The sequence below is a fragment of the Hymenobacter translucens genome (assembly GCF_020685205.1).
Taxonomy (GTDB): domain Bacteria; phylum Bacteroidota; class Bacteroidia; order Cytophagales; family Hymenobacteraceae; genus Hymenobacter; species Hymenobacter translucens.
This window is the reverse complement of the sequence record NZ_JAJERB010000003.1, coordinates 611956-631480: the sequence shown is the minus strand read 5'-3', so window position 1 is coordinate 631480 and position 19525 is coordinate 611956. Positions and strand designations below refer to the sequence as shown.

Annotated in this window: 12 protein-coding genes; 8 read left to right on the top strand and 4 right to left on the bottom strand. The window is 61.8% G+C overall.

Annotated elements, in window-relative coordinates; genetic code table 11:
- Window positions 1-20 precede the first annotated feature (20 nt).
- Window positions 21-2561: an outer membrane beta-barrel family protein gene (locus LJY25_RS09785; protein WP_227608142.1), complete on the bottom strand. Its 2541-nt coding sequence runs from the start codon at window positions 2559-2561 to the stop codon at window positions 21-23.
- Window positions 2562-2917: 356 nt separating this feature from the next.
- On the opposite strand from LJY25_RS09785, the gene LJY25_RS09780 reads away from it, so the two are divergent.
- From LJY25_RS09780 to abc-f, 5 genes are all read left to right on the top strand, one after another.
- Complete coding sequence (locus LJY25_RS09780) at window positions 2918-5095, top strand: hypothetical protein (protein WP_227608141.1); 2178 nt, start codon at window positions 2918-2920, stop codon at window positions 5093-5095.
- Between the two features lie 63 nt (window positions 5096-5158).
- Entirely contained in the window at window positions 5159-5329 is a 171-nt protein-coding gene (locus LJY25_RS09775) for a DUF2256 domain-containing protein (protein ID WP_227608140.1), read from the top strand.
- Between the two features lie 333 nt (window positions 5330-5662).
- The gene (locus LJY25_RS09770) at window positions 5663-7915 is read left to right on the top strand and encodes a pectate lyase family protein (protein ID WP_227608139.1); all 2253 of its coding nucleotides are present in this window, start codon (window positions 5663-5665) and stop codon (window positions 7913-7915) included.
- A 344-nt stretch (window positions 7916-8259) separates the two neighbouring features.
- A complete protein-coding gene (locus LJY25_RS09765; RefSeq protein WP_227608138.1) occupies window positions 8260-9894 on the top strand; it encodes an amidase in 1635 nt (544 codons plus the stop codon).
- 244 nt (window positions 9895-10138) lie between these two features.
- The gene (abc-f, locus tag LJY25_RS09760; RefSeq protein WP_227608137.1) at window positions 10139-12058 is read left to right on the top strand and encodes a ribosomal protection-like ABC-F family protein; all 1920 of its coding nucleotides are present in this window, start codon (window positions 10139-10141) and stop codon (window positions 12056-12058) included.
- 131 nt (window positions 12059-12189) lie between these two features.
- On the opposite strand, the gene LJY25_RS09755 is transcribed toward abc-f, so the two are convergent.
- Window positions 12190-14124, bottom strand: a complete 1935-nt coding sequence (locus LJY25_RS09755) for an eCIS core domain-containing protein (RefSeq protein ID WP_227608136.1) — start codon at window positions 14122-14124, stop codon at window positions 12190-12192.
- Between the two features lie 144 nt (window positions 14125-14268).
- On the opposite strand from LJY25_RS09755, the gene LJY25_RS09750 reads away from it, so the two are divergent.
- The 3 genes from LJY25_RS09750 (at window position 14269) to LJY25_RS09740 (ending at window position 17777) form a co-directional block, all read left to right on the top strand.
- The gene (locus tag LJY25_RS09750) at window positions 14269-14826 is read left to right on the top strand and encodes a GNAT family N-acetyltransferase (RefSeq protein ID WP_227608135.1); all 558 of its coding nucleotides are present in this window, start codon (window positions 14269-14271) and stop codon (window positions 14824-14826) included.
- A gap of 67 nt (window positions 14827-14893) precedes the next feature.
- Window positions 14894-16222, top strand: a complete 1329-nt coding sequence (locus LJY25_RS09745) for a type IX secretion system plug protein (protein ID WP_227608134.1) — start codon at window positions 14894-14896, stop codon at window positions 16220-16222.
- 136 nt (window positions 16223-16358) lie between these two features.
- Entirely contained in the window at window positions 16359-17777 is a 1419-nt protein-coding gene (locus tag LJY25_RS09740) for a M48 family metalloprotease (RefSeq protein ID WP_227608133.1), read from the top strand.
- Between the two features lie 166 nt (window positions 17778-17943).
- Here LJY25_RS09740 and LJY25_RS09735 read toward each other — a convergent pair whose 3' ends face one another.
- Complete coding sequence (locus tag LJY25_RS09735; protein ID WP_227608132.1) at window positions 17944-18153, bottom strand: zinc ribbon domain-containing protein YjdM; 210 nt, start codon at window positions 18151-18153, stop codon at window positions 17944-17946.
- A 47-nt stretch (window positions 18154-18200) separates the two neighbouring features.
- Window positions 18201-19298, bottom strand: coding sequence for a redox-regulated ATPase YchF (gene ychF, locus LJY25_RS09730; protein WP_227608131.1), 1098 nt, complete (start codon window positions 19296-19298; stop codon window positions 18201-18203).
- Window positions 19299-19525: the final 227 nt, after the last annotated feature.

The following is a 19525-nucleotide window of genomic DNA, read 5'->3' as shown; positions in this document are numbered from 1 at the left end:
GCAAACTTGCCGGCCCGGCGTTAGCCGTTGCCCCCGCCGCCCTGCTTGAGGTCGTCGTTGCGGATGCTCTTGACGGGCCGGGCGGGCTTGGTATCCAGGGAGCCGAACTTGTAATTGAAGGTGAGCCGGATCTGACGGTTGTAGAAGTAGCTGTCCGATACGTAGGCAAACTGGGGCGTGTCCAGCTCCTGATGAAAGGTGAGGCGGCGGTTAAAGGGGTTGATGAGCCCTACGGCTATACTGCCCTTCTTGTCGAATACCTCTTTCTTAATGGCCAGCGTGTAGGTGCGGTAGCCCGCCGAGCGGCCCTGCAGCTCGGTGCGGGGTGAGTTGAAGAAGCCGTTGAACTGGGCGCTGAGGCCCTTGCCGAACTGGTAGGACGAGCTCAGGTTGAAGTTGTACATCAGGCCTCCGTTGGCAAGCTGCAGGGCCTCGCTGCGCAGCCAGAGGTAGTAGAAGTTGGCGTTGCCGCTCAAACTCCACTTCGGCGTCAGCTTGGTTGAGCCGTAGGCACTCAGGCCGTAGGTGGCGTTGCGGGCCACGTTCTGGTAGGTGGTAAACAGCGTGCGGGTAGAGTCGGAAGAGGGCAGGGTCCGGGAAATGGCCTCGATGGCGTTGTTGGTCTGCCGGGTGTAGAGCGAGAGGTTCAGCGAGTTTTTACCGAAAAAGCCGCTGTAGCCCAGCTCGTAGGCGTTGCTCAGCTCGGCCTGCAGGTCGGGGTTGCCGCTGGTGATGTTGCGCGGGTCGCTCAGGTTCACGTAGGGGTTCAGGTAGTAAATGTCGGGGCGCTGAATGCGGCGGGTGTAGCTGAGCTTAAGCTTCTGGCTGGGTGTCACGTCCCAGGCCGCCACCAGGCTCGGCACCAGGTTGGTGTAGCTGCGCTGTAGCTGGGTTTCGCTCGACAAAAAGTTGCCGTCGATGCGGGTGTGCTCCACCCGGCCACCAAGCTTAAAGCTCAGGGTTTTGCGCAGCGAAAAGCCGTAGGACAGGTAGGAAGAGTACACCTGCTGGAAGTAGTCGAACTCGTTGGAGCGGGCCGGCTGGCGCTGGGGCCCGCGGCCGTCGAGCTGGTCGGCGTCAATCTGGTAGTTGCTGCCCACGGCCCGTAGGATAGTCTTCAGTCCCAGCTCCACGGTGCCGGTGCTGTCGGTGGGATGAGCGTAGTCGGCCTGGATGGTGGTTTCCTGGTTGCGGTTGTCGTTTAGGCTGGCTTCGCGGTAGTCTTCCCGCTCGGTCCGCCGCTGACTCAGGTCGTAGTCGCTGCGGCCCCGGTTGACGGTGTGCAGGGCCAGCACGCTCAGTTCCTGCCGGGGCCTGGGCAGGGTCCGGGTGTAACTGAAGTTGAGGTCCAGGTTCTGGTTGCGGTTCTTGGTGATGATGTCGCGGGTGAAGTCGTCGGTTCCGGCGGGCAGGGTGTAGAGGCTGCGTTGGGTGCGGTCCTGGGTGAACTGGAAGTGGTTGCCCCGCCCGCTCAGCGTCAGCGCGTCCTTGGGCGTGAGGTCGTAGTCGAGGCCCAGCTGCCCGAACACGCCCCCGCCCAGGTTGGTGAAGTTGCCGCGCTGGCTGAGCACGCTCTGCCGGTCGCCGGGCAGCCGGTCGGTGCGGGTGGAGGCGCTGGTGGCCACGTTGTAAAAGATGTTCTGACCCAGGCTGGAGCTGATGCCGAGCTTACCGCGGCGGCTGTTCAGGGAGCCGTTCACGTTGGTGCCCCGGTTGCCGGCCGAAGCAGCGGCCGTGCCGTTCATGCCTTCGAGGTTGTTTTTCTTCATCACAATGTTGACGATGCCGGCCGAGCCCTCCGCATCGTACTTGGCCGAGGGGCTGGTAATCACCTCCACGCTCTTAATCTGGTCGGCCGGAATCTGCTTTAGGGCTTCGGCCAGGTTGCTGGCCATAATGGCCGAGGGCTTGCCGTTGACGAGCACCCGCACGTTCGACGAGCCCCGCATCTGCAGGTTGCCATTGATGTCGACGGCCAGCATGGGCACTTTCTGCAGCACGTCGGCAGCCGTACCACCGGCGTTGGTGGCGTCCTTGTCGGCATTGTACACGAGGCGGTCGACCTTGTTTTCCACCAGCTCCCGCTCTCCCGTCACCTTCACCTCGCCCAGCTGCCGCACGGTGGGCTGGAGCAGCACCTCGCCCAAATCCACGGTGGCGTTGTCGGTGGCGAACTGTACGTTGTCGAGCGTTTTCTCCTCGAACCCCACAAAGCTGATCCGCACCCGGTACGTGCCGGCCGCAATCTTGCCAACCGTAAACCGGCCCCGCTCGTCGCCCATGCTGCCGTCCAGAGGCTTGTCACCCGTAGCTTCCAGCAAAGCAACCGTAGCAAACTCCACCGGCTTGCGGGTGCCCGCGCTGAGCACGACGCCGGTCAGGCGGCCGCTGCCGGTGCGGGCAGCGGCCGGCGCCGGAGTAGTCTGGGCGCTAACCGGCAGCGCGGCCGTCAGCGCCGCCGCCAGCAGCAGAAACCTGGCGTAGAAGCAGGGGCGGGAAAGCAGGGTTGGCTTCGGCACCATGGCCCCGTAAGCCGGGGCGGGGAGGAAATCTGCACACATGAAAATCGGCCGGTGAAGTAATACGAACTATTTCGTAGAGCAAACATATACGAAGGACTTCGTATAGTCAATGTGGATTACGAATTATTTCGTAATTAATTTGTGAAACCCCGGCCGGCCCGGGGAAAGAAAGCAGGACAAAGACTGTAGGCAGGTAGCTGAAGCTGCATCCCGGGCCGGCAGCCGTCGAATTTTCGGTTGCCGATGAGGAGCCGCATCCCAACTTTCCAGCGCCGGACAGGTTGGTTGGAAGCCCGTCAGTAGTAAGTCAGCCCACAATCTGCCGGAACCAGGCTGGCGAAGGCAACCGCCGGCCGGCGGTTTGCCGTTAACACCACCTCCCCGCCGTAACTGCCTTGTCACCTTCTCCCGTTGCCACTTCCGCCACCCCGGTCAAGCACCGCCCCCGTCCCTGGAAGTGGGGAGCCGGAATCCTGCTGGTGCTGGTCGGGCTGGGCCTGGCCGCTGCGCTGCTGCTGGACCCCTGGCTGAAGCGCACCCTGGAGCACCGGGTAGCCAGGCAAAGCGCGGGGCGGTACCAGCTGCAAATCAGCGGGCTGCGCACCAGTTTGTGGCAGCGCAGCCTTACGGCCCGGGGCATCAGTCTGCTGCCCGCCCCCGGCGCCCGTTTTACCGCTACCGACACGCTGCCCCACCTGGCATTGTACCTGGAGCGGTTCCGGGTAGAGGGAATTGGGGCGCTGGCGTTGCTGCGGCGCGGCGTTGTACCTATTGATAGTGTCGCGCTGGCAGGCATGCAGCTGCGGGTGTACACCCTGCCTGCCAGACCGGGCCGCGACACGTCCGGCCTGCCCCTACACCGGCGCCTGCCGTTCCGGCTGGCCGGCCTGCGTATTGCCCACTTTGGGCTGAGCCGGGTGGACGGGCAGTACGGACCTACCGGCCGCCCGGTGGGGCGGCTGGAGCAGGGAAGCCTGGCCCTGGATGATGTGCTTATCAGCGCTGCCGGGGCCGCCGACACCCAGCGGATTGCCTACGCTGCCGCGCTGCGCTTTGGCGCCCGGGGAGCCGGAGCTACGGTGGCGCAGCATCGGGCTGCTTTTCGGAAAGTTCAGTTCGCTTCAGGCCCGCAAAAACTCGTTCTGGATTCCCTCCGCATTATTCCGGTGGTAGGCCCGGCCGGTCGGAAAGGAAAGGTGCAGGTGGACCTGCGGCTGGTACGCCTTACCCTTACCGGTCTTCGTACGCCGGCGCTGCTGCGCCGCCGCTTTCAGGCTGATTCGCTGGTGCTGACCCGCCCGGCGCTGGTGATGACCCCCCCGGACCAGCCGCCCCCACCGCCGCATCAGCTGCTGGCGCCCTACCTCGACCGGGCCCACCTCCGGCACTTCGTCCTGCACGACGCCCGGGCCCGACTGGAAGGTATTGCGCGGGCACCACGGGTGGAAAATGCAATGGTCAGCGCCCGCGACCTGCGGGTGGATGCAGCGGGCTATGCCAACCAGAACCGCATTCTCTACGCCCACGCCTGGAGCGCCCGAACCGGCGTGGGCTCGCTGATGCTGGATGCGCCGTATTACCGCCTGCGCTTCGAGAAGATGCAGCTGGCCACGGCCTACGAAACGCTGCAGCTGGAAAACACCTCATTCACGCCCTCCTTTACCGTGACCGAGCAGAACCGCCGCAAAGGGCACCAGTCGGCCCACATTGCGGCGCGGCTGCCCCGGGTGCAGGTAACCGGCCTCGACTATGCGGCCCTGGCCCACCGGGGCGCAGTCCGGGCCCGGCAGCTGCTGATAAGCCGCCCCCTGCTCCGGTTTGCCGGCGATGGGCGGTTTCCCACCAACTCCAAGCCATCTATTGCCACGCCCGAAAGCTTTCGGAAGCTGCCCTTTCCGCTGGACCTGCGGGAGCTGAAGGTGACCGACTGCAATCTGTACTTCACCTACCTGTCGCCCGCGACCCTCCAGACCGGGTTTATGGCGCTGAACCGGGTGAATGGCACGATCCGCAACATCACCAGCAACCCGGCCCACATGACGGTCAGTAACCCGGCGGTGCTGCACGTGACGGGCTGGATTCAGAACCAGGTGCGGGCCGAGGCCACCTTTTGGGTACCCCTGCTCGACCCTCTGGGCCGGCACCGGGGCAAGGGCACCTTTGGGCCCGGCCCCATCACCATGCTCAACACCATCACCGAGCCCACCCGCCTCGTCCGCTTCGAGCGGGGCAACATCCGCCGGGCAAAAGTGGCGCTCCGGCTCGACCGGCGGCAGGCTACCGGCACCATGCAGGCCGAGTACGACAACCTCAAGCTGACTTTCCTCAGCAAAAAGGGCGGAGAGAATCAGAAAACGTTGTTTACCAAGGTGAAATCAAAGGCCGCCAATGTGCTGGTTATCCGCGACGAAAACCCCCGCAAGGGTGGGCGACTGAAAGAAGGCATTATCAAGAGCAACCGCAACCTGCGCTACTCGGTGTTTTCGCTGTGGCGGCAGGGTCTGGTCAGCGGGATGCTCAACAGCATTGGCGTGCCGCAGAAGATGGCTCAGAAGTTTAGTGAAGCGGAGTAGCTGATAGCTGTTGGCTTATGGTTTTTGCCTCTTCGTCTGACTACTCCACTTCTTAAACGCTTTATGCCGACCGACCTGCCCCGTAAGCTTACCAAAGGCAACCTGCCGACCAAGATCTGCCTGACCTGCGGGCGGCCGTTCGAGTACCGCAAGAAGTGGCGCAACTGCTGGGCGGAGGTGAAGTACTGCGGGGAGAAGTGCCAGCGCAACAAGGGCACGGCCGTTTCGGGCTGATGGGAGAGGGGTGGTAGCCTAGCCCCAACGCCTGGTGCGCCAACCTGCTTTGAGAGCCGAGCTGGTGCTCGTCCATTACAGATCATTGTATCCTGGGACTAGCCGCAGAACTGCCTGGCTAGAGAACACTCCTGCGCTTTCGGTCAAGCCACTCGGAGTAGGACGGCCCGACCAGCCGCCGGTTTACAGTGTTCGGCAACGTTGCCGGCATCGATTGCATAACTATATACGGACGTTACACTTTCTAAAGGCTCATTTACTGGAGTTTAACAGGTAGGTTTAGAGACTATTGCCACTGGTGCGCCGGCACGGCCCGCCTAATTATCTCCGCTTATGAAGCACTTGCTCTCTCTACTGTTGCTGTTCTTGCCGTTGGTTCTGCGGGCTCAGACCTTAACAATTCTCGAATCCGCCGGCTGGCTGGAGTCGGCGTACGTGCGGTGGCAGCCGGTGGCCGGGGCCCAGAGCTATAATGTGTACTACAGCGGTGCCGGCGTCGTCAACCAGCGGATCGACAACCAGCTTATCCGAAACTACGGCTCCTTTTACCGGGCTGATGCCCTGGGCCTGGCTCCCGGCGCGTACACGCTCCGGATTGTGCCCGTCCTCTCGGGAGTGGAAGGTACGGCTACGGTAACCGGCTCCCTTACCGTGCAGGCCCAGGACCGGGCCGGGTTTGCCTTCAGCGGCGGCCGGATTCCGGGGGGCTACAACCTCGACGGCACGGTGAAGCCCAACGCGGTGATTCTCTACATCACCCAGAACTCCAAGAATACGGTCTCCCTCAACGTAACCGGGGCCACGGTGAACCCGTGTGTGGGTTTGCAGGCCATTCTGGACGGATTCAAGAAGGGCCGCGATGCGCGTCCGCTGCTTATTCGAATGGTGGGGCAGATTACCGACCCGAGCTACCTGCTGGATGGCGACCTCGTTATCGAAAACGACAACCTGGCAACCAGCTCCATCACGCTGGAAGGCGTGGGCAACGATGCCGTTGCAAATGGCTGGGGAATCCGGGTGAAGAATGCGTCCAACATTGAGATCCGCAACATCGGCTCGATGAACTGCAACAGCAACGAGGGCGACAACATCGGCCTGCAGCAGGACAACGACCACGTCTGGGTGCACAACGTCGACTTCTTCTACGGCGCGGCGGGCAGCGACCCCGACCAGGCCAAGGGCGACGGGGCGCTGGATGCCAAGCGGTCAACCTACGTGACGTTCTCCTACAACCACTTCTGGGATACGGGCAAGTCGAACCTGCTGGGTTTGAGCGAAACCACGACGCAGGGGCTCTACATCACCTACCACCATAACTGGTACGACCACTCCGACTCCCGCCATCCCCGGGTCCGGTTTTACTCAGCTCACGTCTACAACAACTACTACGACGGCATTGCCAAATACGGGGCCGGCTCTACGCTGGGCTCCTCCGTGTTCATGGAAGGCAACTACTTCCGCAACTGCAAGTACCCAATGCTGACCTCCATGCAGGGCTCGGATGTCTACAATCCGGCTACGCGGGTTAATGACTATGGGAACATGCCGATTTTCTCGAACGAGAACGGGGGCACGATCAAGGCGTTCGACAACTACATGACCGGGCAGCTGCGCTTTGTGCCCTACGGCGCGGCCGGCTTTCCCAACTCCACCGTTGACTTTGACGCCTACGTGGCGACTACCCGGGGCGAGGTTATCCCAAGCACCGTCGTTTCGGCGTACGGGCGCAACACCTACAACAACTTCGACACCAACCCGGCCGTCATGTACGCCTATACGCCCGACAGCCCGGCGGGGGCTCAGGCCAAGGCCATCCAGTACGCGGGTCGCGTAAAGGGGGGCGACTTCCGGTGGACCTTCAACAATGCCGTCGACGATGCTGCGCATGCGGTGAACGTGCCTCTGCAGACTGCGCTGGTCAACTATACCACCGGACTCGTCTCGGTTCAGGGCGATGCGCCCGCTACGCCCGGTGGCCCCGGTACCACGCCCGGCCCTTCCGACATGGTGCATAACTTCACCCTGGACGGATCAACCAGCCTGTTTTACACCATCGTCGGAAACCTGTCGACTTCGCAGGGAACAGTCACCTACAACGGCCTGACGCTGACCAAGTGCCTGAAGATGGAGTCGTCCACCAGCGTTTCATTTACCACCACGGCTGCCGCCACCCTGACGCTGGTCTTCAACGATGCGTTCAGCGGCACGGTGAAAGTGGACAACGTCAACCAGAGCGTAAGTGCAGGCCGACTAACGATGACCCTGCCGGCCGGCCCTCATGAAATCCTTAAAGGCACCACGGCGAACCTGTACTACATGAGCACCGTCTACGCCGGCCCACTGGCGGCCCGCAATCAGCGGGAAGAGGTGTCGCTGAAGGTGTACCCCAATCCGGCCGCTGATGAGATAATGGTCGGGTGGAAAAGCCAGCGGGAGTTTTCACTGTATACCGCCACGGGCAGCCTGCTCAAAACCGGGCTCACCAATCAGGCAATTGACCTGAAAGACGTGAAGCCGGGCCTGTACCTGATTATAATCCGGGACGAGGACGGTCACCTGCGGACGAGCCGCCTGGTGAAGCAGTAGCGCGTCAGGCGCGGCCTTAGCCGGCTGAAGCCAAAACAGTGCGGTCTGGCCGCGAGGGAATCCAACAGGGGACTTTCGCCACCAGGCCGCTTGGCTTTTCGACACTGTCGGCCAGCCGAGCGCCGGGCCTGCTTCGATTGATAAGAAGCTGAGGTACTTAGAAATGTGCAGGTTCAGTAGGATTGCTGGGGGGGCAACCGGAGTGGTTTGCGTATAGGCAGTGTTTACCCACCCTTTACCCCCTCCGAAAGCAGCATCCAGTCAGAATACAAAACGGCCGACCCCCTGCAGGTTGCCGATAGGCGCCCGGCGCTTAACTTGGCGGGCCAAACCTTCCCGCTCTCATGAACCGCCGTATCTTCCTGCACACCGGCTCCCTGGCCGGCCTCACCCTCGCCACGCTTCCCTTCTCTGCCTGCTCCACCGAACCCGACCAGAAAAAGGCAGCTGCTGGCAGCGCCGGCCCGGCCGCGGAAGCCGACCGCTTTGAGCTGCAGGAAGCCACCATCGCCCAGCTCCAGGAAAAGATGCAGAGCGGGCAGCACTCGGCCCGCTCCCTGACCGAGTTGTACCTGCAGCGCATCGAGGCCATCGACAAGGGCGGGCCAAAGCTGAACTCCGTTATCGAGGTAAACCCCGACGCGCTCAGCATTGCCGATGCGCTGGATAAGGAGCGCAAGGCCGGCAGGCTGCGCGGCCCCCTGCACGGCATCCCGGTGCTTGTCAAGGACAACATTGATACCCGGGACCAGATGCAAACCACCGCGGGTTCCCTGGCGCTGGCGGGGCACAAGGCGGTGCAGGACGCGTTTATCGTGCAGAAGCTGCGGGCGGCGGGGGCGGTGCTGCTCGGCAAAACCAACCTGAGCGAGTGGGCCAACTTCCGCTCGTCGCGCTCCACCAGCGGCTGGAGCAGCCGGGGCGGGCAGACCAAGGGCGCCTACATCCTCGACCGCACGCCCAGCGGGTCCAGCTCCGGCTCAGGCACGGCGGTGGCCGCCAACCTCTGCGCCTTGGCCATCGGCACCGAAACCGACGGCTCGGTGGTGTCGCCGGCCTCGTGCGCGGGTATTGTGGGCGTGAAGCCGACTGTGGGGCTGCTCAGCCGCTCGGGCATCATCCCGATTTCCGCTACCCAGGACACTGCCGGCCCCATGGCCCGCACCGTGCGCGACGCGGCCATTTTGCTCGGTGCGCTGGCCGGCGAAGACCCCGCCGACGCCGTGACGAAGGAAAGCGCCGGCAAAGTCCAGCCCGACTACACCACGCTACTCGACGGCGCTACACTGCGCGGTAAGCGCCTGGGCGTGGAAAAGCAGCACCTCACCGGCACCTCCGACGCCGTGCCGCTTTTCAGGCAGGCCGTGGAGCTGCTCCGCGCCCAGGGCGCCATTATCGTGGAAGTCGAGCTGCTCAAGCAGACCGACCCGCTGGGCGGGGCCGAGTACGACGTGCTGCTCTACGAGTTCAAGGAGGGCGTCAACAAGTACCTCTCGACGGCCAATGCCCCGGTCAAGACGCTGACCGACGTTATTGCCTTCAACCGGCAGAACGAGGCCAAGGCCATGCCGTTCTTCAAGCAGGAAACCCTGGAGCTGGCCGACAAAACCGAGGGTTTGGGCAGCGCCAAGTACCAGGCGGCGCTGAAGAAAAGCCACCTCGGCGCCCGCCGCACCATCGATGCGGTGCTCGGCCAAAACAAGCTCGACGCCATCATCGGCGTCACCAACGGCCCCTCGCCCTGCATCGACCTCATCAACGGCGACTCCTGGAGCGGGCCCGGCTTTTCCTCGCCCGCCGCCGTGGCTGGCTACCCGCACGTAACGGTACCGATGGGCCTGGCGCACGGCCTGCCGGTAGGGCTGTCGTTCGTGGGCCCGGCCTATGGCGAGGCGCCGTTGCTGGCTTTAGCCTACGCCTACGAGCAGGCCTCGAAAAAGCGGGTCGCGCCGGAGTTCCGGGGGCCGCTGCTGGGGTAGGAGAGTAGCGCTGGCTTCGTGTGTCAGTGCAACTGTATAGGAGTGGGTGGTTCTCTCAGTGAACTGCCAGTCGAGCTGATTGGTAATTGGTAGTGGGCTCGAACTCATGCTGCTGATTTCGCTGTTTAAAACCCGTCTCCAAAGGGTGAGCGTGGGTTTGGCGAATGTAGGCTCATTGTTGAGCATTCCTCAGGTCTGAGCCCTGCAAACCCTTACCTTTGCGCTCTTATAGCAAAAGCAGGAAATGATTTCCATCAACGACTTAGACTTTCACTTCGGCTCCCGGACGCTCTACGACAAGGCCAGCCTTCACATCAAGCCCAAGGATAAGATTGGCCTGATCGGGCTCAATGGTACCGGCAAATCGACCTTGCTGCGCATTCTGGTGGGCGAGTACAAGCCCGACGGGGGCAGCATCCAGATGGGCAAGGACGTGAGCCTGGGCTTCCTGAACCAGGACCTGCTCAGCTACGACACGCACGAAAGCATCCTCAACGTGGCCCTGCAGGCTTTCGAGGAAGCCCTGGACGTGCAGAAGAAGATTGACCAGATCCTGGTGGAGTTCGAGAACAACTACCACGACGACCTCGTGCAGAAGCTGGCCGACTACCAGGAGCGGTTTGAGGCCCTGGGCGGCTACACGATGCAGGCCGAAGCCGAGGAAATCCTGGAAGGCCTGGGCTTCACGACCGAAGAGCTGCAGAAGCCGCTGAAAACCTTCTCGGGCGGCTGGCGCATGCGCGTGATGCTGGCCAAGATCCTGCTCCAGAAGCCTTCCCTGCTCCTGCTCGACGAGCCGACCAACCACCTGGACCTGCCCTCGATCAAGTGGATCGAGAACTACCTGGCCGACTACGAAGGCGCCGTTATCATCGTCTCGCACGACCGGGAGTTCCTGGACCGCACCATCACGAGCACTGTGGAGGTGTCGGGCGGCAAGCTGGTGCCCTACGCCGGCAACTATTCCTACTACCTCGAAGAGAAAGAAGAGCGCAACGCCATTCAGAAGGGTGCCTTTGAAAACCAGCAGGCCCAGATCAGGCAGGCCGAGCGGTTTATTGAGCGGTTCAAGGCCAAGGCTTCCAAGGCCAAGCAGGCCCAGAGCCGGGTGAAGGCCCTGGACAAGCTGGAGCGCATCGAGGACGTGGCCAACGACGCGGCCCGCGTGAACATCAAGTTCAACTTCACCGTGCAGCCCGGCCGCCACATCCTGCGCATGGAGCACGTGAGCAAGAAGTACGGCGAGAAGCTCATCTTCCGCGACACCCACGTGCACATCGAGCGGGGCGACAAAATCGCGCTGATCGGGGCCAACGGCAAGGGCAAGTCCACGCTGATGCGCCTCGTGGCCGGGCAGGAAGCGCCCACCACCGGCAACCACCAGCTGGGCCACAACGTGATTATGTCGTTCTACGCCCAACACCAGCTGGAAAGCCTGAACGTGGAGAACGAGATTCTGCAGGAGATGAACGAGGCCGGCTCCAAGCGCAACGAGATGGAGCTGCGCTCCGTGCTGGGCTCCTTCCTGTTTACCGGCGAGCAGGTCTATAAGAAAATCAAGGTGCTCAGCGGGGGCGAGAAAAGCCGGGTGGCCCTGGCCAAGACCCTGATTTCGGAAGCCAACTTCCTGCTGCTCGACGAACCGACCAACCACCTGGACATGCAGTCGGTAAACATCCTGATTCAGGCCCTGGAGCAGTACGAAGGCACGTTCATCGTTATCAGCCACGACCGTTTCTTCGTGGAGAACGTGGCCACCAAGATCTGGTTTATCGAAGACTACCAGCTCAAGGAATACCCCGGCACCTACGCCGAGTACGAGCAGTGGCAGGAAGACCGGGAAAAGGCCGCCAAGAAGGCCGGCCTGCCCAGCCCCTCGGCGCCCAAGCCGGCCCCGCAGGCAGTCAAGGAGGTCAAGGTGGATAGAGCGGACAAGAGCGCTAACCCCGTCAGCAGCCACGAGGCCAAAAAAGCGGCCCGTGAGCTGCAGGAGTTGGAGGCCCGCATCGAGTCCCTGGAAAAGGAGCTGGCCACCTACGAGGCCCAGCTGGCCGACCCGGCCATCTATTCCAACGCCTCCCAGCTCAAGGACGCGACGCTTAAATTGGAGGCGGTGAAAAAGGAGCTGGCCGCCCAGACCAGCCGCTGGGAAACCTTGGTGTAGCAGCTAGGGGAACGATAGTTAGAAAACAAAAGCGGCGCGGCTTCTCAAAGGAGGCCGCGCCGCTTTTGGTAAACGGTAGATTTTCCTGAAAAAACGGCCAGCAGGCAGTGCTTCAGCCGCAGCAGGAGTACTTACTGATACCGGTCAAATAGTGACTGCTTAAGCGTGCAGGTGGATTCATCGGTTGAGCCGTCGTAGTCCACGGTATCGACGTAGTAGAAATTGCCCTGGTGTACAACGGCTTCGTTCTGAAGCTTTCGGCCGGGTATCTTAACCGTTATGGCGGGCTGGGAGCCCAGAAAGGGGGAGGGGGGCGGACTTTCCCAGCCTGCCACGGTCCGGCGCTGTTCAAACTGGGACTCCGAGGGGTTCGTCGGATCCGGTGACTTCTTCATCCGTTTTACGGGCCTTTCGGAAGGAAACGAATTTACGGGTTGCTTGACATGGTTACGAAGGACCGTATGCTTCCTTTTTTTGCCATTCGTAACCTGCCCATAGCCGCTTGCTGATTGATTGTTGAAAACGAAAGCTTCTTCCGTTCCCGTGTTGCGGGTCAGTAGTCTGATTTCGTCCGTCATGGGAATACCCATGGGAGTAGCGACTTGGGGGGCGCTGCTGATATTTACCTGATTGAACGGGGTCATGCTGGTAATTGCCGGCTTCTCGATCTGGGAATAGCGAAAGGTTGAGAAACCGGAGTCTTTGGTACCATCCGACTCATTGGTGTACAGCATCGGGTTATCGTCGAACGTAGAGTTGTCGTTGGGGTCGGTAGCATGTTGGGTTTGCTCTACTGCAAGCGGATGGCCCCGTACTCTTCCTGTCTCGGTCTGCAGTCCTGCCAAAGTGGACTTAAATCCTGAGGAACGACTGTTCTTATCGGAATTGGTTGTGGTGGGCTGAACCCGCATTCCCATATTGAAAATACCCTGCGAGGTAAAGATCGATGGGTTGTTTGGGTTCCCATAGGTGCTGATCTGGGTTGGCAGCGTCGGTGGGTTGTGTTTGGTTTGCCAAAGGGTGGTTTCCTGGGTATTCCCATTTTGGGTCTTTGCCCAGGTGTGGCTGGGGCCCGAAGGGGGCAGCTGACCGTCCGGGACCGAATGGGCGCCGGGGGCATGGTCGCCGAACTGGCTGGGAGCCGGTTCGAATAGCATACTGTGGCGGATGGCTTCGGCGGATTCATGGCCGCTCTCAAGCTGCGTATCGGTGTGGGTTTCCTTGTGAGGAGCTGCTACCCCGGATTTGCCTTTCAGGAAGTCCACCAGGTGGGCTTCATCCGTGAACGTATAGGTTGCGTCACGTTGGCCATGCATCTGCTTTAGCGAATCAATTTCCTGTTGAGATAATCCCAGCTTATTGATTTTATCAGTCGGGAATGCACGCGGCATAATCAGGGTGCCGACCCGGACAGCTCGCTGTACAACACCGCGAGGAAGATGAGAAGCGAAAGGGCGGGTGCCATTGGCTGCGTGCTGGTTGCCGACGCCTGGTATCGATGCGACGGCACCGAGTGCCCGGGCGCCCATTACGTCCGCCTCCTTTTCCAGGCCGGCATCATCGTTCACGCTTACCTTGCCCTTGAGCTGCATGGTCGGCTTCACGCGTCCCTGCTTTTGCTGCACCACGTGCCAGGCCTCATGGGGCAGGTGCTGCTCCTGGCCCGGGGCCACGTGGATGTCGGTGCCCTGGGCGTAGGCGTGGGCCTGGAGCTGAGCCGGCTTAGCCGAGTTGTAGTGCACCCGAACGTCATCCAGCGAGTGGCCCGATAGGCTTTCCATACCAGCCTTCAGATTGTCGGACAGGCCGGTTCTATTCTCTTTCTTTTGCACGGGAGCCGGGCCAGCCGCCAGCGTGCCTGCCGCATTGCCGGGTGCAAAGCTGCCACTGCCGCCTTGTTGCGAGCGGGGGCTGTTGTTGATGGACTGCTGCAGATTTCGTTGCGCAACCGCCGTGGGGCGCTTGTCCATAAACTGCATTGTGCTGCCCGCATTCTGCCGGGTACCGGCGCTACTGGCCGCTTCGGTACTTTTATTTGCTTCTGCTTTATTCGCGTGAGTAGCCATAATTCACGTTCATTTAAAGTGACCCTTCTACCGGTTGGTCAGATGCACACAACCGGTTGCCGCCTGTTAATCAGCCGGAAGTCAGCAAGCTAACAGGATCATATAAATCAACCTAATCCATCTCGCCATTCCCGAAAACGCCTTATGCTGACCCTCAACTTCACGCCGTTCCCGGTCCTGACCACACCCCGCCTCATGCTGCGGCAGATGGTTCCGGCCGATGCCGAAGACCTGTTTGCCATGCGCTCCGACCCGCAGGTGATGCAATACATTCCGCGCCCCCTGGCTACGTCGGTCAAGGATGCTGCCGAGCATATCGAGATGATGGCCGGGCTGATTGCGAAGAATGAGCTGCTCAACTGGGGGATGGCCCTGCGCGACACCAACCAGCTGGTGGGCACCATCGGCTTTTTCCGCTTGCAGCCCGAGCACTTCCGGGCCGACGTCGGCTATATGCTGAATCCGCGCTGGCAGGGGCAGGGTCTGATGCAGGAAGCCGTCGGCGCGGCGCTGGACTACGGCTTTCAGACCCTGCGGCTGCACTCCGTCGCGGCTATCATTGATCCGCGCAACGGGGCCTCGGCCCGGGTGCTGGAGCGCAGCGGCTTCGTGCGGGAGGGCTATTTCCGGGAGAATGAGTTTTTCAACGGGCAGTTTCTGGACACCGTTTATTATTCGCTGCTCGAGTCGGGGCGCTCCTGACGGAAAGGAAACTCCGCTACTTTTGGGTTGTACAGAAGGCGAAGCACCCGCTTCGCACCCGAGCCTCATGCGCCTTTCCCTGCTCTTTGCCAGCCTGCTGGCCACCGCCTGCGTTCCGCTGGGTACGCCTATTACCGACCCCAACGCTGCCCGCGGCAGTCAGCAGCGCCCGGCCGAGTATTATGCCGACCGCGTGCTGCGCTATCAGGACTACATCTACGACCCCGACATCCGCTCGGTGCAGTGCTACGTGCCCACGGGCCAGCCCAACGAGGTATTTACCCCGCCGGTGGTGCCGCTTAGCCAGGAGCAGCCCGTGATGCTGGAGTTCGACCTGATCGGCTCCACTTCCCAGCGCCTTACTGCCAAGCTCGTGCACTGCGACATCGACTGGAAGCCTTCCGTGCTTACCGACATGCAGTTTCTCAGCGAGATAAACGAGTTTCTCATTACCGACTACCGCACGGCCGTGGGCACGGCCGTGCCTTACTTTCACTACAAGCTGCAGCTGCCCCGGGTAAAGCTCAGCGGCAACTACCTGCTGGTCGTGACCGGCACCGGCGGCACGCCCCTGCTCAGCCGCCGCGTGCTGGTGTACCAGAACACGGTGGGCGTGACCCTGGCCCCGGGTACCCTGGTAGCAGGGGCGGAGCGCTACACCATGCAGCAGCTCGACTTTGCGGTGCAGTACGGGGGCATGGAGCTGGTGAACCCGGCCCAGGAGGTAAAGGTGATTCTGCGCCAGAACTTCCGCTGGGACAATGCCAAGGCCAACCTGCGCCCGACGTTCGTACGCGACGCCGACCGTCGCCTCGACTACCAGTACTTCAACTTTGAGAATGCCTTTCCGGCCAGCAGCGAGTTTCGGTTTTTCGACCTCCGCTCCCTGCGGGCTCCCGGGGCCGGGGTTTCGCGCGTCGATGTTCAGGCAACCCCCCGGGAAGTGGAGCTGACGCTGGAAGGCAGCCGTGCCGGGCAGGGCTACAGCCAGTACGACGACATCAACGGGCAGCGCGTGTTTGAAAACCGCGAGTACGGCAACGGCGACACCAACGCCGACTACGCCAACGTCACCTTCCAGCTCCGGGCCGAGCAGCAGGCCCCCGGCCCGGTGTACGTGTTCGGCGCCCTCACCGACTGGCAGCTTAAGGACGAGTTCCGCCTCACCTACGATGTGGACCGGCAGCAGTACACCGGCCGGGCCCTGCTCAAGCAGGGCTACTACAACTATTACTACGTACTGGGCGGGCAGCCCGTAAACCAGGTGTACTTCGAAGGCAGCCACTACGAAACCGAAAACCAGTACGACATCCTGGTGTATTACCGCCCGCCCGGCACCCGCGCCGACCTGCTCATCGGCTACCGCAGCCTGAACGTGAATGCCCGCACGCGGTAGCGGAGGGAGCTGGTAAAGGATGTGGCTGGCCCGGTAGTTGAGAGCCGGATGGGAACCGCCTGTGCAACCGTCGTACCGTTGGGTTCGTTGCAGGGGCATCCACCGCGCCTTCGCAGCGCCGTTAGCCTTTCCTACTATGACATTCTCCTCTCTTTCCCGCTTCCGCCTGCCCGTGGGCGGTCTGCTGATCTGCCTGCTTCCCCTGGCCGGCTCCAAACCGGTGCAGGGCCCTAACCCCGACCCCCAGATCGTAGCCCAGTTTGGCCTGCTCAACAACGCCGCCCTGCAAAGCTACATCGATGAGAAAGGCCAGCAGATGGGCCGCATCTCCGACCGCCCGGACGACGTGAAGGGCTTTACCGTCGTTGACTCGCCCATTATCAACGCCTTTGCCACCCCCGATGGCCACGTGTACTTCACCCGCGGTATCCTGGCGCACTTCAACAACGAAGCCCAGTTTGCCGGGGTGCTGGGCCACGAAATCGGTCACATCACCGCCCGCCACGGCCGGAAGCAGCAGACGCGCTCCACCGTCGCCAATGGGGCCCTGATCCTGGGTTCCCTGCTTTCCAAGCGTGTAGCCTCTATTGCCCAGCCCGCCTCCCAGGTGGTAGGCCTGGGCCTGCTCAAATACGGCCGCGACGATGAGAACGAGTCCGACAAGCTGGGCGTGAAGTACTCCAGCAAAATCGGCTACGACCCGGCCTCCATGGCCGACTTCTTCCTCACGCTGCAGCGGACCTCCCAGAGCAGCGGCGCAGCCTCCATTCCCACTTTCCTCTCGTCGCACCCCAACTCGGCGGACCGCTACCAGAACGTGAAGCGGATGGCGGCGCAGGCCGAGCAGCAGTCGGGCCGGCAGCTGGCCGTGAACCGTGACCAGTACCTGCGCCGCATCGAGGGCCTGGCCTACGGCGACAACCCGCGGGAAGGCTACGTGGAAGGCAATGTCTTCTACCATCCCGATCTGAAGTTCCGGTTCCCGGTCCCGTCGGGCTGGAAGACCCAGAACTCGCCGAGCCAGTTTCAGATGGCTGAGCCCAGCGGCAAGGCCGTTATCGTACTGCTGCCCGCCTCCGGCAACTCGCTTGATGCCGCTGCCGAAGCGCTGGTGCAACAGCTCAAGCTGCAGTCGCCCCAGGCCAGCCGCACGACCATCAACTCATTTCCCGCCATTGCCATTCAGGCCGACCAGGTAGGGCAGGACCAGGCCGGTAATCAGGGCATTACGGCCCGTACCCTTACCTTCCTGATTCAGGACGGCAACTCGATCTACGCGCTGATCGGCCTGACCTCGCCGGCCGCCTTCAACACGTATGCGCCGGCGTTCAACAACACCGCCCAGGGCTTTGCCCGCCTCACCGATGCCAGCAAGCTGAACCGCCAGCCCGAGCGGATTCGCATCAAAACGGCCCGGGCCGGTCAGACGCTGGCCCAGGCTCTGGCTGCCAACGGCATTCCTTCGAAACGCTATGAGGAAATGGCCATCCTGAACGGGATGAAGACCACCGATAAAATGACGGCCGGCATGCTGTTTAAAGTAGCCGGAAGGTAAGCCCCGGCCACCAGGGTCAAAAAGCAACGCCCCGACCGGTATTCGGTTGGGGCGTTGTTGTTACAGGGGCAGTAGCATAATTACCACACCAGCAGCCGGCAGCCTAAACTTAGCTGACTAATCAGCTCGGTAAGGGCCCCGGCTGCCTGGTAAGCAGCGTCGGCTGCTAAGCCTTCTTCAGAAACTCGGTTTTGAGCACCATCGTGCTGCCACCGGCCCGGCCCTCGATTTCCTGGGCGCTGTTGGTCAAACGGATGTTCTTAACCACCGTGCCGCGCTTGAGCGTGAGCGACGAGCCTTTCACTTTCAGGTCCTTGATAAGCGTAACCGAGTCGCCTTCCGCGAGCAGGTTGCCGTTGCTGTCTTTAACGTCCATGAGTTTTTACTATTCGCTAACAGCCATCAGCTAATAGCTTAAAAAACCTATACGTTGAAGCGGAAGTGCATAATGTCGCCGTCCTGCACCACGTATTCCTTGCCTTCCACGGCCATCTTGCCGGCCTCCTTGATCTTGGCTTCGGTCTTGTACTCCTGGTAGTCGGCCAGCTTGATTACCTCGGCCCGGATAAAGCCTTTCTCGAAGTCGGAGTGAATGACGCCGGCCGCCTGCGGGGCTTTGTCGCCGCGGTGGACCGTCCAGGCCCGCACTTCCTGCACGCCGGCGGTGAAGTAGGTAATCAGGTTCAGCAACTCGTAGGATGCGCGGATCAGCCGGTTCAGGCCCGACTCCGTCAGGCCGTACTCGGCTAGGAACATCGTCTTCTCCTCGGGGTCCTCGATTTCGGCAATCTGCGACTCAATGGCGGCCGATACGAGCACCACCTGGGCGCCCTCCGCCTTCACGTGCTCCCGCAGAGCGTCGACGTGGTTGTTGCCGTTGGTAATGCTGGCCTCGTCCACGTTGGCCACGTAGATAACCGGCTTGATGGTGAGCAGCTGCAGGTCGGCCACGGCTTCGAGGTCCTCGGGCGAGGCCTGCAGGGCGCGGGCGTTCTGCCCGGCTTCCAGGGCCTCCTTGAAGCGCTGCAGCACGGCTACTTCCTTTTTGGCTACGGCATCGCCACCCTTGGCGCTGCGCTCCGACTTGGCCAGCTTTTTCTCCACGCTTTCGAGGTCCTTGAGCTGGAGCTCGGTGTCGATAACGTCCTTGTCGAACACGGGGTCTACGCCGCCGGCTACGTGCACGATGTTGGGGTCGTCGAAGCAGCGCACCACGTGGATGATGGCGTCGACTTCGCGGATGTTCGCCAGAAACTTGTTGCCCAATCCTTCGCCCTTGGAGGCGCCTTTTACGAGGCCGGCAATGTCGACGAACTCGATGATAGTCGGCAGCACTCGCTTGGGATTTACCAGCTGCTCCAGGATCTGGAGCCGCTCGTCGGGCACGGTAATCACGCCCACGTTGGGCTCGATGGTGCAGAACGGATAGTTGGCCGATTCGGCCTTGGCGTTCGAAAGAGCGTTGAACAGCGTGGACTTACCCACGTTCGGCAAACCGACGATTCCGCAGCGGAGACCCATATGGTGAAATGGTAAAGTTGGGATGAAGTGAAGCTACGCCCCGGGGCGCAATTCGAGGGGCAAAGGTACGGAGCTTCCGCCGGCATTGCGAACGGGCCGGAAATATTGGGCTGTTGACTTCTAACGGAAGCAGAAAGCCAGTTCCCCTCCTTTAATAAGGAGGGGTGCCCGCAGGGCGGGGTGGTTGACGTCGTTGGAGCTATTAGCTGATGGCTGTAAGCCTTTCG

Coding starts and splice junctions, on each gene's coding strand:
- LJY25_RS09785 (WP_227608142.1), bottom strand. CDS start 2,561: ATGTGTGCAGATTTCCTCCCCGCCCCGGCTTACGGGGCCATGGTGCCG.
- LJY25_RS09775 (WP_227608140.1), top strand. CDS start 5,159: ATGCCGACCGACCTGCCCCGTAAGCTTACCAAAGGCAACCTGCCGACC.
- LJY25_RS09770 (WP_227608139.1), top strand. CDS start 5,663: ATGAAGCACTTGCTCTCTCTACTGTTGCTGTTCTTGCCGTTGGTTCTG.
- LJY25_RS09765 (WP_227608138.1), top strand. CDS start 8,260: ATGAACCGCCGTATCTTCCTGCACACCGGCTCCCTGGCCGGCCTCACC.
- abc-f (WP_227608137.1), top strand. CDS start 10,139: ATGATTTCCATCAACGACTTAGACTTTCACTTCGGCTCCCGGACGCTC.
- LJY25_RS09755 (WP_227608136.1), bottom strand. CDS start 14,124: ATGGCTACTCACGCGAATAAAGCAGAAGCAAATAAAAGTACCGAAGCG.
- LJY25_RS09750 (WP_227608135.1), top strand. CDS start 14,269: ATGCTGACCCTCAACTTCACGCCGTTCCCGGTCCTGACCACACCCCGC.
- LJY25_RS09745 (WP_227608134.1), top strand. CDS start 14,894: ATGCGCCTTTCCCTGCTCTTTGCCAGCCTGCTGGCCACCGCCTGCGTT.
- LJY25_RS09740 (WP_227608133.1), top strand. CDS start 16,359: ATGACATTCTCCTCTCTTTCCCGCTTCCGCCTGCCCGTGGGCGGTCTG.
- LJY25_RS09735 (WP_227608132.1), bottom strand. CDS start 18,153: ATGGACGTTAAAGACAGCAACGGCAACCTGCTCGCGGAAGGCGACTCG.
- ychF (WP_227608131.1), bottom strand. CDS start 19,298: ATGGGTCTCCGCTGCGGAATCGTCGGTTTGCCGAACGTGGGTAAGTCC.